The sequence below is a fragment of the Flavobacterium okayamense genome, from assembly GCF_019702945.1.
Taxonomy (GTDB): Bacteria; Bacteroidota; Bacteroidia; order Flavobacteriales; family Flavobacteriaceae; genus Flavobacterium; species Flavobacterium okayamense.
Genome location: NZ_AP024749.1, coordinates 349,457 through 367,007 on the forward strand (window position 1 = coordinate 349,457; position 17,551 = coordinate 367,007).

A 17,551-nucleotide genomic window follows, 5' to 3' on the forward strand; every position below is an offset into this window, starting at 1 on the left:
TGGAGTTATGAAAAAGAGTATTGCCCTAGCATTAGTAAGTTTATTTATTTTATCATCTTGTGGACCAAGAAGATATAGATGTGGTCCTTATAGAAAATGTGAGAATGAAACCAAAATAGATTCTAAAAAAATCGAACCAAAAGTTCAAGAAAAGTATATTGTAAAAACTTAAAAAACATCTAATTATATTTTTTACCAATCGATTTACTCAGCAGTAAATCGATTTTTTTTGCATTTTATCGAAATAAATAACATAAAAATAACTTTTCATTAATTAAACCTACTTTTATTGAATAATTATTCTAATTTTGCCCGCGTTTTAAGTTTTTTTGTAAAAACAACTGTTATTTAACTCAATTTATTATGAAATTAATCTCTAAATTAACATTAGTTTGTATTCTAATTCAAAATGTTTTATTTGCTCAGGAGCCTCAGCGTTTAGAACATTTAGATTCAATCCTTAACATTATCAATACTTCTACAAAAGGTATTCGTTATAATTTGAGTGATACTGGTATTAATTCAGAATTAAATGAGGTAGGTACTACTTTTTTTATGAATAAATATATTATTCTTTCTAATAAAAAAAGAAGACATTACGAAACCACTTTAAATGAAAAAACAAATACTTTCAACAACAATATGTACTGTGTAAATGTTGATGAAGAAGGTAATTTATCATTCCCTTTATTGTTTTCAAGTGCGCTTGATTCTAAAAACAATGAAGGTTCGTTAACTTTTAGTCCAAATCAAAAAACTATTTTCTATACTCAAGAAAATCCAGATAATGCTGAAGTATTTGATTTATATAAAGCAGAATTAGATACAGATTCTAAAGAATATTGGACAAATATTCAAAAAGTAGATATTATCCCTGCTGGTTATTCGGTTGAAACTCCTACGGTTTCTGCAGATGGTAAAAAGTTAGTTTTTGCATCAAACATGCCAGGCGGTTTTGGTGGTTACGATTTATATGAGGCTACAATTAATGAAGATGGTTCTGTTTCTAAACCAAGTAACTTAGGAGCTAACATTAATACAAACGAAGACGAAAAATATCCAACTTTAACAAAGGATGGTAAACACTTATATTTCTCATCAAAAGGTCACTTAAACATGGGTGGATTTGATGTATTTAGAAGTTCGTGTGTAGACAATTCTTATTTACCTGCTTTAAACTTAGGCACAACATTAAATTCAAGAAGAGATGACCAAGCATTCTTACTAGTTGAAGAAAACAAAGGATATATTTCTACAGATAAATCAAGTGGTGGAAATTTCGATATTTTAAAGTTTGAAATTAAACATTTAGATAAAGCAAATAAAACATATCAAGTTGTTGAGCAAGAATCTTTAACAGCTTTACCTAATGCTAAAGTTACAATCAAGGATGAATTTGGGAATATTATCACTGAAGCAATTACTGATAAAAATGGTGAAATTAAAGTTGAAATGAATCCTATTTCATACAACTATATCACAGTAGAAAAAGAAGGTTATAAACCATTCAAAACAAACTTTACTACTGAAAATATTTTATCTAGTCCAATTAAACTAGAACAAGATAAACCAGTTATAACTGAAGATGCTATTGTTATTGAAAATATCTTCTTCAACTTTAACAAGGCTTCAATAACTGCTGAATCTCAATTATCATTAAACAAAATTGTTAATGTTTTAAATGAGTATCCAGAAATGAAATTAGCAATTGGGGCACACACTGATAATAAAGGTTCTGATAAATATAACCAAGCGTTATCTCAAAGAAGAGCTAAATCTACTGTAGATTATTTATTATCAAAAGGTATTTCTAAAGAACGTTTAACTTTTAAAGGATACGGAGAATCTCAACCATTATTTGATTGTGGAGGAAACTGTACACAAGAGCAAGATCAAAAGAATAGACGTGTAGAATTTAAAATTATAAAAGAATAACACAAATAAATTACAACTATAAAAACTCTCTCTAAAATGAAAAAAGCAATTACAGTTTTAGCAATTTCTACATTAACATTAACATCATGCTCGAGCGGTTGGAGCTGCAAAGCTCGCTATGTAAAAGCCGATAAAAAAGTAGAAGTTGAAAAAACTAAAAATGCGTAAAACAAAAAGCGACTCAAATGAGTCGCTTTTTTTTATTCTTCTAGTAATCGATTGGTATTTTTAAATCTCATTTATTACTATAAATTATACTTCAAACTCAATATAATATATCTTGGCTGTACGATATAACTTGAAAATGTACTTGTTCCTCCTAATTGGCTGAAGCTATTTGTATTTAAAGCTTTTGTCTCTAATAAATTAGTTCCAGATAATTTCCACTCCCATTTGCTACCTTTCTTCATATACATTAATGACGCCGATAAGAAGTCATATTCACTATCCACGGTTTTATCTTTACTTCTATTGTGGTAAAAACTATATTCTGAAACAAAAGAAAAAGCATCTAAAAAGTAATATTCTAATTCTACAGATGGATTATCTGTATAGAAAATATTGGCTTGGTTATCATTTAAAGTAAATGCGTATTGTAAACTTAAATTAGGTAATTCTTTAAAATTTGTAGAAAACTTTGCGTTATAACTTTGCGTAACCGATTTTGTTGTTTGAACTTCGGTTGGATTATTCGTTGGATCTGTATCAGCATCAGGATACACACGAATGTTATTAAACTTACTCCAGTTAAAACTTGCTCCAACAGAAGCTTTATAATATTTTAAAAATGAACGTCCGTAATTTCCACTTGCAGAAAACGATTCGTCAGCAAAATTAGAATTTATATTTACTGATGAAGATGTTTGGTTAATTCCTGTTAACAAAGCTCTATTTTTAATAGCATCTACTTGTCTTGTATAATTAGCAAAAGCAAAAATATTCTCGAAATTAAACATGTTATATTTAAAATAACGTAAGCTATGCGATTGAGACAACGAGTTTTCTAAGTAACGATTTCCTTGAAACAAACTATTATAATTTGAAAACACATAACCTTCAGCTAACTTACTAATATCTGTAAAGTTGTTTGTTAAAGCATAATTATACGTTAATGTTTCTGATTTTTTAATTTGCCACAACGCATATAAATCTGGCAGAAAACGATTAAAGCTTTGCGTATTTTCAGTTCCCAATTGTGAATCTTTTGTGTTGTATTGATGCACACTGAAACCTGGTGTAAATGTAAATTCTCCTAAAATAAATTTATAATGCACACCTAAAAACACATCGTTAAAAGCATATCTAACATTGTTGGAATTAATATCATCATTAAGATCGTTAACATTTCCATTATCTAAAATTTGAAAAATTGACGAATTGAAATTTTGATACGAATATGTATTTCCTAAGGTTAAGTTGATATTACTTTTTGGCGTTAGCATGTAATAATAATCAAATTTAGTGTCAACTTTATTTGTCTTGATAAAACGACTTTGATTCACATCGTTTCTAGCCTGACTTGTATCGTAATCTGTTCCTAAATTAAAGGGCTGAAAAGCTAAATTTGCATTATAAAAAGGATCCTCTTCTTGAAACAAATGTTGCATTTCAAAAGCAAAAACATTCTTTTCGTTTAAGGTATAATAATAATTTAAGTTTTGATTAATAGAAAATGGAGTTTGATTTTTATTTGAATAAACATCATTAAAAATACTTGCAGTTCCTGAATTATCAGTAATCGTTTGATTCGAAAACAAAGTGTTGTCTTCATTTTGTTTTGATAATTTCATTAACACATCATAATCTAAATGTACTTTTTCTGAAGGAACATAACTAGAACTTAATTTAACTAATCCTAGGTTATTTTGTTGTTCAGTAAATGAGTTTTCATCATTAACAATTTTCGCTTCATTAGAAGGATCTTGCGTATCTACTCGAGTTGATCTCGAAATGTTTTGGATTTGCGTATCGTTTCCTAAAAATATTCCGAAACCACTCAACGTCCAGGCTTTACTTGGATTGTAGCTGAAATTAGCCGCGCCAAACTTAGTTTTAATATTTGCAGCTTGATTATTGTTTAACCCTAAGATTCCTAAATCATTAGAAGTAACATTAAAAGAAGAACCTCCTTTACGCATCATACTTCTAAATCCTCCTGTAAACTTGAAATAATCTCTAGCAGTTAGTGGCAATTCACCTATATTATTAATATTACCAATAACGTTTATGCTATATTTTGGACTATAGTAAAACAGCTTTGGATTAACTAAATGCCTATCTTCTTCATGTCCCACGCCAATTCCTGCAGTAATATCGCCAAACCAAAAATTCTTTTTACCTTCTTTTAGTTTGATATTAATAGCAATATTTTCTTCATTATTTTCTAATCCTTTTAAATTAGAAACTTCATTATAATTACGTAATACTTGAATTTTATCTAAAGCATCAGCAGGAATATTTTTAGTAGCAATTTTAGTATCACCATCAAAAAAATCCTTTCCTTCCACCATAACTTTTTGAACGGTTTTACCTTCTACTTGAATTTCACCATCTTTATTAACTTCAACACCAGGAAGTTTTTTCAACACATCTTCAAGCTTTCTTTCTGTTCCATTTGTAAAAGAATCTGAATTATAAATAATTGTATCTCCTGAAATGGTAACAGGCATTTCATATACCAATTCCACGTCATTTAATTGAACACCTTGGTTCATTTCAATATTATAAGTCATGTTTTCTCCTGAAGTATTAACTACTTTTTCATAGGTAGAAAAACCAATATAACTTGCTTTTAAGGTATAAGGTGTATTCGCTTTTAGGTTTAATATAAATTTACCTTTATCGTTAGTAATTGCATAAGCATCCATGGCTTTGGTTTCGTTATTTATAGCCATAACATTAGCCATTTCTAAACCTAAACCTGTACTATCTTTTACAATTCCTTCAAAACGTATATTTTGAGAAAAGGCACTTATTGAAAGTGCCATAATCAGAAATAAAAATATTTTTTTCATACAATAAATTAACGACCAAAGCCTCCTCTTCCACCTCTGTTTCCTCCACTACTTCTCCACATTTCACGCATTTCTTCCATTTTCTTTTTCACAGTTTCATCAAATTCTTTTTGAGAAACCTCTTTCCCTTTTGTAGGTGCTTTAATATCTACTTTATCTTTAGTATTTAAAACAATTTTTGAACACAAGATAGTTGTTTTACCATCATTCACTTCTAAAATTAAACCCGGTAACCCCCAATAATTTTCAGGACCTTGGTTAATAGGTATTTCAGGAGAATACCAAGCTGTAATTATTTTTTCTTTTGGCATTTCCCACTGATCCATTAGATTTGTTGTTGATGTTTTTGTTGTGTCCTTTTTAGTTTCATTTTTATCTTCATCTTTATTTCCTCTAAATCTAAAATTTCTAAAATCAGACTCATCAATTGGAACAACAGCAGTTGCCTTAAAACAGTTGTAATTTCCAATCATGCGGCTTTCTCCTTCTAATTTCCAATCATATTTAGGCAAAGAATCTTTTATTAAGAACTCTTTTCCAAAGACTTCTTTATCTACTGTATAATTTTGTTCTTTTACATTTTTGAAATGGGTTCCTCCTCCACCCATCATGCTCATCATCATTCTTCCTCCTCCTTGACCAGGAGCTTCTAATTTTTCTTCTTCTTTATAAATAGATGAAGTTCTGTTGAAATTTAAAATAAAGGTTTTTTCAAATGCTTTTTGCATTCTTGCTTCGATATTCTTTTGCATTTCGGGTGTCAAATCTCGATTTTGAGACATTCCCTTCATAAAATCTGCCGTACTGGTTTTAGATTCATATACGGCTATACCTTGAAAATCTTGTGCATTTGACAAGATCCCTGTTAAAATTGCAAATGCAAAAACTATTTTTTTCATTGTAAAAGGTTTTATTATATAGACTTATAAATTAGATATTTGTTACAAAATTTTATAAAAAATGTATCAAAATACATTAACTTTAGACTTTTCTATTTAAGAATGGTTTAATTTAAACATGAAAAAAATTTATATAGTTGTTCTTTTTTATTTACCTCTATTCATTTTAGGTCAAAATAATATCTCTGTCAAACTAATTGACTCAATAACTATAAAAACTGAAAAGTTTATTGGAAAAGATGTTTACGATAATTATTATTCTATATCGCAAAACACTTTTTTAAAAGAAAATAAATCCCAAAAACTTAACTATCAAAATTTAACTTTAGGAAATCTTTATACTGTAGATTATTCAAATCCATTATTATTAGTTCTTTTCTATAAAGATTTTAATTCTGTTGTGCTTCTAGATCAACAATTAAATGAAGTACAAAAAATATCAGGAAATGATGTCGGATTAATTTTTGACATTATAGGTTTGGCTCGTCAAAATAGTTTGTGGTTCTATGATGCAGTAAATCAAAAATTCGGAATTTATAATTTCAAAGAAAACACATTTCAACTTATTTCAACTTATTTTCCTACAAAAATCAAATACTGGAAATCGTCTTATAATAGTTTAAATTTTATAAATGAAAATAATGAGGCTTTTACTTTAAATTATTTTGGAAAAATTCAAAACCTTGGTAATGTAAAACAATCAGAATCAGCACTAATTATAGAAGAAAATAAAATCATTTTGAAACAAGAAGGCAAACTATATTTTCAAACACCTGAAAACATCACTGAGATAAAGATTAGTCAAAAATCATTTGAAAATTTTTGTTTCAACGATGGAATTTTGTCTATTTTTACAAACGAAAAAGTATATAATTACAAAATAAATTTACCTTAATGCATATTGCTGTTGCCGGAAATATTGGAGCTGGAAAAACTACATTAACTAGATTATTAGCTAAACATTTTAAGTGGGAAGCTCATTTCGAAGATGTTGTTGACAATCCATATTTAGATGATTTTTATAATCAAATGGAACGTTGGAGTTTTAATCTTCAAATTTACTTTTTAAATAGCCGCTTTCGTCAGGTTTTACAAATTCGTGAAACTGGAAAAACTACGATACAAGACCGCACTATTTACGAAGACGCTCATATTTTTGCACCCAATTTACATACAATGGGTTTAATGAGTAATCGTGATTTTAACAACTATCAATCTTTATTTGAATTGATGGAAAACCTTGTTGGCGCTCCAGATTTGTTGATTTACTTGCGTAGTTCAATTCCAAATTTAGTTAGCCAAATTCACAAAAGAGGTCGCGATTATGAAAATAGCATATCTATTGATTATTTGAGCCGATTAAACGAACGTTATGAAGCTTGGATTCAAACCTATACCAAAGGTAAATTAGTTATTATTGATGTTGACAATATTAATTTTGTTGACAATCCTGAAGATTTAGGAAACATTATTAATAAAATTGATGCCGAAATAAACGGTTTATTCTAATGACGATTACTTTAATTGCTGCTGCAGCTGAAAATAATGCTTTAGGTAAAGACAACGATTTGGTTTGGCATTTACCTGACGACTTTAAACGCTTTAAAGCAATTACTAGCGGTCATTATATTATTATGGGACGAAAAACTTTTGAAAGTTTTCCTAAACCTTTACCTAATAGAACGCACATTATTATTACGCGACAAAAAGAGTATCAAGTCCCAGAAGGCTGTTTAGTTGTTGCTAGTATTGAAGAGGCTTTACGAATTTCTCCTCAAGAAGAAGAAGTTTTTATCATAGGAGGAGGAGAAATCTACAAACAATCTATTGCGTTAGCAGATAAAATTGAGTTAACACGCGTTCACACAGAAATTGAAGCCGATACTTTTTTCCCTGAAATTGACCTAAACCACTGGAAACTTTTAGAAGAAGAATACCACCCAAAAGACGAAAAACACCAATTTGATTTTACGTATTTAACGTATTTGAAAAAGTAAAGAGAGTGAATGAAAAAAACTTTTTTAATATTAATATTATTCTTTTCAACCTTTACTTTTGGACAAACAATTACTGATATAACTAAAAGAGATACTATTTATATTTACTTCAAAGAAGGTGTTAATCAAAAAAAGAAAGAAGCTAATAAAAACAGTTATAGTGTTTTAGAAGAAAAATGTAACTATGAATTTAAATTTGATAACCGAAACTTCATAAATTTATCTGAACGAAAATATTTAGACCTTGATAAGTATGATTCTAAAATTAAATCTGACATTAAATCTGTTAAAAAATCATTTTTAAGAAGAAATAAAGATATAATAATAGATTTAAATTTTATAAAGAAATATGGTTTAGAGCAAACTTATTTTTTAATACGAACAAAAAAAATCTATTTAATTGATTCAAGCGAAACAAACTGTAATAAAATTTTATTAAAAGAGGTTGCATTTGGACGTGTAAGTTATTCCGCTCAAGAATAAATTATCAAAATTGTGTATTTAGAAAAACTTTTATATTTTACACACAAATACCAATTACAATTTCATAAATCAAAAAAGCGTTAAGAATTCTTAACGCTTTTTTTTAATGAATTTTACACATGATGATATTTTAATTATTAATCGTATTTTTGTCTTCTCAAAAAATAGAGCATGTCTAAAAATATTACGCCATATAAAGATTCAAACCTTGGAAAAAAAGAGCAAGTAGCTCAAATGTTTGATACTATTTCTGGAAATTATGACGGTTTAAATCGTGTTATTTCCTTTGGAATTGATGTAAAATGGCGTAAAAAAGTTTTAAAAATTGTTTCAGACAAACAACCGAAAACAGTTTTAGACATTGCAACAGGAACTGGTGATTTAGCAATTTTAATGACCAATACTTCGGCGGAAGAAATTATTGGTTTAGATATTTCAGCTGGAATGCTTGAAGTAGGTAAAAAGAAAATTGCTGAAAAAAAATTAGACAACAAAATTCAAATGGTTTTAGGTGATAGTGAAAACATTCCTTATCCTGATAATTATTTTGACGCAATTACAGTTGCTTTTGGTGTTCGTAATTTTGAAACTTTAGAAAAAGGCTTAGCAGAAATTTTAAGAGTTTTAAAACCAAATGGCGTTTTTGTAATTTTAGAAACTTCAGTTCCTACTAAATTTCCTTATAAACAAGGTTACGCATTTCATTCAAAATTTATTTTGCCTTTAGTTGGAAAATTATTTTCAAAAGACAAATCGGCTTATAAATATTTATCAGATTCGGCAAATGAATTTCCTTTTGGTGAAGCTTTAAACAATATTTTACGAAAAGTTGGGTTTATAGAAGTAGAAGACTTACCTCAAACGTTTGGGGTTGCAACCATTTACAAAGCTTCAAAAAAATAATATGAAGAAGTGGCTATTTTTACTTTTACTATCTAGTTCGGCATTTGCTCAGTTTGGTTTATTTGGTAAAGATCCTTTGGTAAATAAGGAAAACTTTGACAAGCAAAGAGTACATTGGGGTTATTATTTAGGCTTTAATATGCTCGATTTCAAATTTGATTATTTGTCAGTAACCGAAGATATTGAAGTGCAGTCGCAAACTGGTTTTAATGTAGGTTTAATAGGAAATTTAAGATTGAGTGATCATTTAGATTTTCGTTTTGAGCCAGGTTTATCAATAACGCAAAGAAATTTACTTTTTCCAAATTTTACTAATGAAATAGACCAATTAAGAGAAGTAAAATCAACGTACATACATTTGCCTTTTTTAATGAAATTTTCAGCAAAACGTACTGGAAATATTAAGCCTTATTTAATTGGTGGATTGTCAACTGCTTTAAATTTAGGAAGTAATGCAGATGCGCCTGATGATAATTCCAACCAACGCTTTAGAATGACAAAATGGTCTTCTTTTTATGAAGTAGGTTTCGGAATTGACATTTATTTTGAATATTTTAAATTCTCACCATCAATAAGAGGTGTTTTTAGCACCAAAGATGAATTAATTCGCGATAACGACCCTAATAGTCCATGGACAAGTAATATTGGCGCCATGCAAACTCGCGGAATCTTTATCAATTTTGCATTCCATTAATTTCGCTTAAATTCACTTAGAATAATTGCCGTTGCTGTTGCAACATTTAAGCTTTCTGTTTGTTGTAATTTTCCAAACCTAGGAATAGCTATTTTTTGAATAACCAAATTTTGAATTGCTTCAGAAATTCCATTGGCTTCATTTCCCATTACAATAATTCCTTCTTTTGGTAATTCCTCATTGTAAATATTTTCGCCATCCATAAAAGTTCCAAAAATAGGCAAAGTGGTTCCTTTCAAAACTTTTTCTAAATTGGTGTAAACCACATTCACTCTAGAAATAGAACCCATTGTCGCTTGCACCACTTTTGGATTATAAACATCAACCGTTCCTTCCGAACATAATAACGTTTCTATACCAAACCAATCGCATAAACGTATAATCGTACCTACATTTCCTGGATCGCGAATATCATCAAGAGCTAAAACTAAGCCTTCAATTTTATTTTCAGAAGCAATTGGCATCTTAATCTTAAAAACAGCCAAACAATCATTTGCAGTAGTTAAAACGCTTATCTTTTTTAACTCATTTGGAGTTATGGCATTAATTTTGCTTTCAGAAATTGTAGTAAAAAGCTTATCATTCGTTACAAACAAGGATTCTAATTCAAAGTTAGATTGCAACAATTCATCAATTACTTTTTTGCCTTCGGCAATGAACAATTGATGTTGTTTTCTATATTTTTTTTGCGTTAAACTCGTTATCAGTTTAATTTGGTTTTTACTTAGCATAAAAATTGTATTTTTGACTAACTATAGAAAGCGTCTTGAGAAAATTTTCATCAAAAATAGCAATACTATTTTTAATTAGTATACTTTATTCAGCTTGTTCTTCTACTAAAAAAGTTGGAAAGAATGAACAGCTACTTACTAAAAACATTTTAAGCATTAATGATACAATTATAAAAAGTGAAAAAATAGAAAGCTTATTGTATCAAAAACCCAATAGCTCTGTATTAGGTTTTCCGCTTCGTTTAAATATGTATAATTTAGCAAAGGACAATCCGGATTCGGCTTATTACAAATGGCTTGACAGAAAACCAAACAGAAGAAAAAATCTTGCAAAAATCCTTTCTGACAAACAAGTGGATAGACTAAGTCAATCCTTTTTAGTTTCGGGCTTAAGTAGAACATTAAAAAACTTAGGAGAAGAACCTGTAATTATTGATAACAAAAAAGTCTTAAAATCGAGAAACAGATTAAAAGACTATTACACCTTTATTAAAGGTTATTTTGATGTAGAAATCGACACTAAAATAGACTCTGTTGGCGATAAAAAAGGTAAAGTTACTTATATTATAAAAACTGGAAGAGCCTATACTCTTGATACAATTACTCACGAAATAGAAACTCCAGCTTTAGATACACTTTACACTAAAATTGAAAACAAAACTTTAATCAAAAAAGGTGATGTTTTTAACAATGAAAATCTAAGTCTTGAAAGAGAGAGAATAACGAATTACTTTAGAAACAATGGAGTTTTCCACTTTCAAGTAAATAATATTTCATATGATGTAATTGACACAATAAACCCTTATAAAAACTACAAACTTAATGTAGTAACTAGAATTGAAAATAGAGATGTTAGAAAAGGTGACACAATTGTAAAAGAACCTTTCAAAGTCTTTAAAATTAGCCAAGTTAATATTTTTACTAATAGTCGTAAAAATGAGATAGACAAGCAAAACGATAGCGCTACTTATAAAGATTACAACATTTATAGTCTTGGAAAATTAAATTACAAGCCAAAAGCTCTTGCGAATTCTGTTTTTATTAATAAGGGCGATTTATACAGTGACAATAATAGAAAACTTACTTCTACTGCTTTTAACAATTTAAGAGTATTCAACTTTCCAACTATAGAATATGTTGAAGACACTATAAACGGCAAAAGTGAACTTATTGCAAATATTTATTTAACGCCAATTAAAAAATACAATTTAACCGCATTTTTAGATTTAACTCATTCTAATATCCAAGATTTTGGTATTACTGGAGGCTTATCCTATACATTTAGAAATATTTTTAGAGGAGCTGAAATTTTAGAAATTTCAGGAAAAGGAAATATTGGTTCTTCACAAGATTTAGCGAATCCTAATAATACTTTCTTTAATATTTCAGAATATGGTGGCAATGTAAAATTAACATTCCCAAGAATTTTCTTTCCTTTAAATACCAGTTCGATAATTAAGAAAGAAATGTTTCCAACAACTCAATTCAATACTGGTTTTGCTATTCAAAATAATATTGGACTTGATAAACAAACTTTGACGGGAGGAATTAACTATAATTGGTCTACTAATGACAACAGAAATAACTTTAAATTTGAATTAGTAGGAATTAATTATGTTAGAAATCTTAACGTAGGAAACTATTTTAATGTTTATAGAACATCTTATAATACATTAAATAGTTTGGCACAAATTTACAATGTTAATCCCGCTTATGTTGATGGAAATGGTGAGTTAATTTTTGAAAACACTTTAGATTTTGTAGCTGATGTTTTAGATGGAAATACTTCTCTTACGTCAGGTGATGAAGACTATAAATCTGTTTCGAGTATATTTGAACGCTACAATAGATTAACTGAGGACAACCTAATTGTTTCATCAAGTTTTACATTCAACCGTTCTACAAAAACTAATTTCACCGATAGAAATTATTACAATTTCAGAGCAAAACTAGAATCGGCTGGTAATCTTTTATCTTTATTTGCTCAAAATGTAAAACCAGAAGAAACTGTTAGTGCAAATGGTAATAAAAAATTGTTTGGCATTGAATATTCTCAATATGCAAAAGGTGAAATTGAATATGTTAAACATTGGGATTTAGGAGGACAAAGCAGTATTGCAATAAGAACTTTTGGCGGATTAGCCATTCCTTATGGAAACGGAACATCAATACCATTTTCACGAAGTTATTTTGGTGGAGGTTCTAACGATAATAGAGGCTGGCAAGCTTATAGTTTAGGTCCAGGAAGAAGTGGAAGTCAATTTGATTTTAACGAAGCGAATATGAAATTAGGATTTAACTCAGAATATCGTTTTAACTTTTTTGGTCAACTTAATGGTGCTTTATTTACTGATATTGGAAATATTTGGAACATTTATGATAATGTTGAAGATCCTGATTTTATATTTCAAGGTATAAAATCTTTAAATGATTTAGCCGTAGGTTCGGGAATTGGGTTCCGTTATGATTTTAATTATTTTGTTTTTAGATTAGATTTTGGTTATAAAGTTCACAATCCTGCACGTCCAGAAGGAGATAGATGGTTTAAAGATGTAAGTTTTGGAAAAACCGTTCTAAATTTTGGTATTAATTATCCATTCTAATTTTTTTAATTCTTATTTTTGCTAACTAAACCAAAAACAAATAACTATGAGTCATAACATCAAACCGGGCGTTGCAACGGGAGATCAAGTTCAAGAGATATTTAATTATGCTAAAGAAAAAGGGTTTGCTTTACCTGCAGTAAATGTTGTAGGTTCTAGTACAATTAATGGTGTTCTTGAAACTGCTGCTAAATTAAACGCTCCTGTTATTATTCAATTTTCAAACGGTGGCGCACAATTTAATGCAGGAAAAGGTTTAAGTAATGAAAATCAAAAATCTGCTATTTTAGGTGCTGTTGCTGGAGCTAAACATGTTCACACACTTGCGGAAGCTTATGGGGCTACTGTAATTTTGCATACTGACCATTGTGCTAAAAATTTATTACCATGGATTGATGGTCTTTTAGACGCATCTGAAAAATATTTTGCAGAAACAGGCAAATCGTTATTCAGTTCGCACATGATTGATTTATCGGAAGAGCCTTTAGAAGAGAATATTGAAATTTCAAAAAAATACCTTGAAAGAATGAGCAAAATAGGTATGACACTTGAAATTGAATTAGGAATCACTGGTGGTGAAGAAGATGGTGTAGATAATTCTGACGTTGATAGTTCTAAATTATACACTCAACCTGAAGAAGTGGCTTACGCTTATGAAGAATTGATGAAAGTTAGTCCAAAATTCACTATTGCTGCAGCATTTGGAAATGTTCATGGAGTTTACAAACCCGGTAACGTAAAGTTAACCCCTAAAATCTTAAGAAACTCACAGGAATACGTTCAAAATAAATACAACACTGGAAACAATCCAGTAGACTTCGTTTTCCATGGCGGTTCAGGTTCTACTTTAGAAGAAATAAGAGAAGCTATTTCTTATGGTGTAATCAAAATGAACATCGATACAGATTTACAATTTGCATTTACAGAAGGTATTCGTGATTATATGACAGAAAAAATCGACTACTTAAAAACTCAAATTGGTAATCCTGAAGGTCCAGAAAGTCCAAATAAAAAATACTACGACCCTAGAGCTTGGGTTCGTAAAGGAGAAGCTACTTTTAATCAAAGATTAGAACAAGCATTCGCTGATTTAAATAACGTTAACACTTTATAACAAATAAAGATTTAGAATTTAGAATTTAGAAATATTTTTTTGGATTCTGAATTCTAATTTCTTACTTCTAACTTCAAGAAATATGGCTTGGTTTAAGAGAAAAGAAAAAGGGATTACAACCCCTACTGAAGAAAAAAAAGATGTTCCTAAAGGTCTTTGGTACAAATCTCCTACAGGAAAAATTGTTGATACTGAAGAGCTTGCAAAAAACCTTTGGGTTAGTCCAGAAGATGATTTTCATGTTAGAATTGGAAGCGCAGAATATTTTCAAATCTTATTTGATGATAATGAATTCACTGAGCTAGATGCTAAAATGACGTCTAAAGATCCATTAAAATTCGAAGACACTAAGAAATACAAAGATCGTCTTAAAGATGTAATGGACAAAACAAAATTAAAAGATGCAGTACGTACAGCAGTTGGAAAATCTAAAGGAAAAGATTTAGTTGTTGCTTGTATGGATTTTGCTTTTATTGGCGGGTCAATGGGAGCTGTTGTTGGAGAAAAAATAGCGAGAGCTATTGATTATTCAATAAAAAACAAAGTGCCTTTTTTAATGATTTCGAAATCAGGAGGAGCTCGTATGATGGAAGCTGCTTTATCTTTAATGCAGTTAGCGAAAACCTCAGCAAAACTTGCTCAGTTAGCTGAAGCTAAAATTCCATACATTTCTTTATGTACAGACCCAACAACCGGAGGAACAACTGCTTCTTACGCCATGTTAGGCGACATTAACATAGGAGAACCTGGAGCCTTAATTGGTTTTGCAGGTCCGCGTGTTGTTAAAGATACTACAGGAAAAGATTTACCTGAAGGTTTCCAAACTTCAGAATTCTTATTAGAACATGGTTTCCTTGATTTTATTGTTCATAGAAAAGAACTAAAAGATAGAGTAAATCTTTATATTGATTTAATCGAAAACAACGAAATTAGATAATAAAATCCCGCTTAAAAGCGGGATTTTTTTTAGAATTTATATTGAATACTGCCATAAATATTTCTACCAGGCGCATTAATTCCAGAAGCAAAAACACGATATTGCGTATCTAAAATATTTTCGCAACCTACATACAAAATAACATTTTCAAATAAAGAAACACTCATTTTAAAGTTATAGGTTTCCCAAGCTGGCATTCCTCCCTTTGGCGCATATTGCTCATTATCTTCACCATTTAAATAGTAATCTTTAATGTCCTTTTTACCATGGTAAAGCATATATGCTTCGAGGTTTACTTTACTTACTTTATAAGTTAAACCTACTTTACCGAAATAAGGTGCTATATGATCTAATGGTTTATTTCCTTCCTCGTCTATAATTCTACCTAAAGTATAATTGAACGAAGCATTAAAATCAAATTGCGGCATTAATTGAGCAAAGAAATTAGTCGAAATTCCAGTTATAAATGCTTTTCCTTGATTTTGATTTGCTAAAACCTGACTCAAAGTTCCATCATACATAATTTCACTTTGACCTTCATAGTTAAAATTATCGGTCACAATTGCATCAAATAATCTTGTATAGAAATATGTGTTTTCGAATTTCACATTTTTAGAATCCGATTGAACTTCAATTCCAAAATCAGCAGTAACAGATTTTTCTGGCTTTAAATCTTCATTTGGCACCACTAAATAACCACCACCCGATTCGAATATTTTAGCTAAATCATCAATATTAGGTACTCTAAAACCAGAAGAAATATTTCCTTTAAGAGCAAAATTATTAGATGTTTTATGTTTTATTCCTAATGTTCCACTGTACGTTAAATTTCCTTGAGAAACATCATTAAAAGGCAACGGGAAATAAGCATCCTCACTAATTGAAGATTTTAAAGTAGTATAACCTACTCTACCGCCAATATTCCAAAAAGTTTGAGTTGAAATATTCTCGTTAAACGAAATATATAAATCATTTCTAAACATATTATTATCGCCATTAGGATAGCGAGAATCTAAACCAGAAACTTGTCCAGTATTAATGTTTTTAGCATACGCCGAAGAATTTAAAGTTTCAAAATACGATTCGAATCCATAAAACAATTCACCTTTTAAAAACTTATGCTCCATTTCTAATGAAGCCGAATAAACATTAACACTTTCTTCTCTATGTTGCAAATTATAATTACCAAATCTTCTGTTGTGACGACTTTCTTGAGCATTTTGATAAGCCAAATTAAACGTCATATCACTATTTAAAAATGCTTTTTCTTTAGATAACGAATAAATTCCTAAAATGCGCTGTTGCGGGCCATAATACCATTCGGCATGTTTTAAAACAGAACCAGAAGTTTCTGAAAGTCTATCATAACGAGGAACGTTCGAAGTAGTCGAAAATTGCAAATTCAATTGATGTTCAAAACCCCTATTCGTTTTATAAGCCAACTTCTGTAATGCATTGTATTGCTTATAACCTGTAAATTTTTGAACATATTTATTGTCATTTGTAACCACTTGGTCAACTCCATTTATGGTTTCAACATAAGTAGGTCTTTCACCAAAATAATCTCCATTATGATTCTTTTGTTTACCCATTTTTAAATCGCCAAAATCATTATAGCTAAAAATAGTAAGGGAAGCAAAATTATCTTTAGCATAATTTAAGTCAAATGCTACCGATTTCTCTTCATTTACTGAGCCATATCGTGCGTTAATTCCGCCAGAAAACTTTTTTTTAGCATCTTTTAAATATTTTACATTTTTTGTATTCATATTTACAGTTCCGCCTAAAGCATCACTTCCGAAAAGCGTAGATGATGGACCATAAAAAACACCTACATTACCTAACATATTCTCATCTACAGTAATTACATTTTGTAAATGTCCAGCTCTAAAAATTAAGTTATTCATTCGAATACCATCAACTAATAACAATACTCTACTTGCCTCAAAACCTCTAATAGATGGGCTTCCACCACCTTGTTGCGATTTTTGAACGAATAACTTTCCAGAATTTGAAAGCATTTCGGCTGTAGTTTGATAATTTTGAAATTCAATTTCTTTTTGATCAATAATTTCAACTTGATTAGGTAAATTATCGAAATCTTTAACGACTTTTTTAGAAAGAATCACTTCTTCCAAATTGACTGACTTTATGGTATCTTTATCTGTTTGCGAAAATCCCAAAAAAGGAATCATCGCAACAATAATTAAAATATTTTTTTTCATTATTTAATTTTAGTTA

General features: G+C 29.5%; 16 protein-coding genes. 12 read left to right on the top strand and 4 right to left on the bottom strand.

The features are described 5' to 3' along the window. Window positions 1-7 precede the first annotated feature (7 nt). From KK2020170_RS01740 to KK2020170_RS13170, 3 genes are all read left to right on the top strand, one after another. Entirely contained in the window at window positions 8-172 is a 165-nt protein-coding gene (locus tag KK2020170_RS01740; RefSeq protein WP_221259091.1) for a hypothetical protein, read from the top strand. Between the two features lie 191 nt (window positions 173-363). Beyond that, complete coding sequence (locus KK2020170_RS01745) at window positions 364-1,935, top strand: OmpA family protein (protein ID WP_221259092.1); 1,572 nt, start codon at window positions 364-366, stop codon at window positions 1,933-1,935. Window positions 1,936-1,971: 36 nt separating this feature from the next. Beyond that, complete coding sequence (locus KK2020170_RS13170) at window positions 1,972-2,103, top strand: hypothetical protein (protein WP_255567330.1); 132 nt, start codon at window positions 1,972-1,974, stop codon at window positions 2,101-2,103. 77 nt (window positions 2,104-2,180) lie between these two features. Here the strand turns inward: KK2020170_RS13170 and KK2020170_RS01750 are convergent, their stop codons facing one another. Together KK2020170_RS01750 and KK2020170_RS01755 are read right to left on the bottom strand one after the other, a co-directional pair. After that, window positions 2,181-4,949 (bottom strand): TonB-dependent receptor, encoded by a 2,769-nt coding sequence (locus tag KK2020170_RS01750; RefSeq protein ID WP_255567331.1) that lies wholly within the window; start codon window positions 4,947-4,949, stop codon window positions 2,181-2,183. Between the two features lie 8 nt (window positions 4,950-4,957). Beyond that, window positions 4,958-5,848: a GLPGLI family protein gene (locus KK2020170_RS01755; protein WP_221259093.1), complete on the bottom strand. Its 891-nt coding sequence runs from the start codon at window positions 5,846-5,848 to the stop codon at window positions 4,958-4,960. 118 nt (window positions 5,849-5,966) lie between these two features. On the opposite strand from KK2020170_RS01755, the gene KK2020170_RS01760 reads away from it, so the two are divergent. The 6 genes from KK2020170_RS01760 to porT all read left to right on the top strand — a co-directional run bounded on the left by KK2020170_RS01760 (window position 5,967) and on the right by porT (window position 9,925). Continuing rightward, window positions 5,967-6,743 (top strand): hypothetical protein, encoded by a 777-nt coding sequence (locus tag KK2020170_RS01760; RefSeq protein ID WP_221259094.1) that lies wholly within the window; start codon window positions 5,967-5,969, stop codon window positions 6,741-6,743. Beyond that, window positions 6,743-7,357, top strand: coding sequence for a deoxynucleoside kinase (locus tag KK2020170_RS01765; protein WP_221259095.1), 615 nt, complete (start codon window positions 6,743-6,745; stop codon window positions 7,355-7,357). Before KK2020170_RS01760 ends, KK2020170_RS01765 begins: the two co-directional genes overlap by 1 nt. Next, entirely contained in the window at window positions 7,357-7,845 is a 489-nt protein-coding gene (locus tag KK2020170_RS01770) for a dihydrofolate reductase (protein ID WP_221259096.1), read from the top strand. The genes KK2020170_RS01765 and KK2020170_RS01770 overlap by 1 nt, the downstream gene beginning before the upstream one ends. Window positions 7,846-7,854: 9 nt before the next feature. Continuing rightward, on the top strand, window positions 7,855-8,328 hold the full coding sequence (locus KK2020170_RS01775; protein ID WP_221259097.1) for a hypothetical protein: 474 nt from the start codon (window positions 7,855-7,857) through the stop codon (window positions 8,326-8,328). Between the two features lie 171 nt (window positions 8,329-8,499). Next, a complete protein-coding gene (gene ubiE / locus KK2020170_RS01780; protein WP_221259098.1) occupies window positions 8,500-9,231 on the top strand; it encodes a bifunctional demethylmenaquinone methyltransferase/2-methoxy-6-polyprenyl-1,4-benzoquinol methylase UbiE in 732 nt (243 codons plus the stop codon). A gap of 1 nt (window position 9,232) precedes the next feature. Next, on the top strand, window positions 9,233-9,925 hold the full coding sequence (porT, locus tag KK2020170_RS01785; RefSeq protein WP_221259099.1) for a type IX secretion/gliding motility protein PorT/SprT: 693 nt from the start codon (window positions 9,233-9,235) through the stop codon (window positions 9,923-9,925). On the opposite strand, the gene KK2020170_RS01790 is transcribed toward porT, so the two are convergent. Then, on the bottom strand, window positions 9,922-10,656 hold the full coding sequence (locus KK2020170_RS01790) for a TrmH family RNA methyltransferase (RefSeq protein WP_221259100.1): 735 nt from the start codon (window positions 10,654-10,656) through the stop codon (window positions 9,922-9,924). The two genes, porT and KK2020170_RS01790, sit on opposite strands and share 4 nt — an antisense overlap. Window positions 10,657-10,691: 35 nt before the next feature. Here KK2020170_RS01790 and tamL point away from each other — a divergent pair, with 35 nt between their 5' ends. The 3 genes from tamL (at window position 10,692) to accD (ending at window position 15,310) form a co-directional block, all read left to right on the top strand. Next, complete coding sequence (tamL, locus tag KK2020170_RS01795) at window positions 10,692-13,259, top strand: translocation and assembly module lipoprotein TamL (protein ID WP_221259101.1); 2,568 nt, start codon at window positions 10,692-10,694, stop codon at window positions 13,257-13,259. 46 nt (window positions 13,260-13,305) lie between these two features. Continuing rightward, window positions 13,306-14,373 carry a class II fructose-bisphosphate aldolase gene (fbaA, locus tag KK2020170_RS01800; RefSeq protein WP_221259102.1) on the top strand — a complete coding sequence of 356 codons (1,068 nt, stop codon included), beginning with the start codon at window positions 13,306-13,308 and terminating at the stop codon, window positions 14,371-14,373. Between the two features lie 82 nt (window positions 14,374-14,455). After that, window positions 14,456-15,310, top strand: coding sequence for an acetyl-CoA carboxylase, carboxyltransferase subunit beta (gene accD, locus KK2020170_RS01805; RefSeq protein WP_221259103.1), 855 nt, complete (start codon window positions 14,456-14,458; stop codon window positions 15,308-15,310). Between the two features lie 29 nt (window positions 15,311-15,339). Here accD and KK2020170_RS01810 read toward each other — a convergent pair whose 3' ends face one another. Then, window positions 15,340-17,535 (bottom strand): TonB-dependent receptor plug domain-containing protein, encoded by a 2,196-nt coding sequence (locus KK2020170_RS01810; protein ID WP_221259104.1) that lies wholly within the window; start codon window positions 17,533-17,535, stop codon window positions 15,340-15,342. Between the last annotated feature and the right edge of the window lie 16 nt (window positions 17,536-17,551).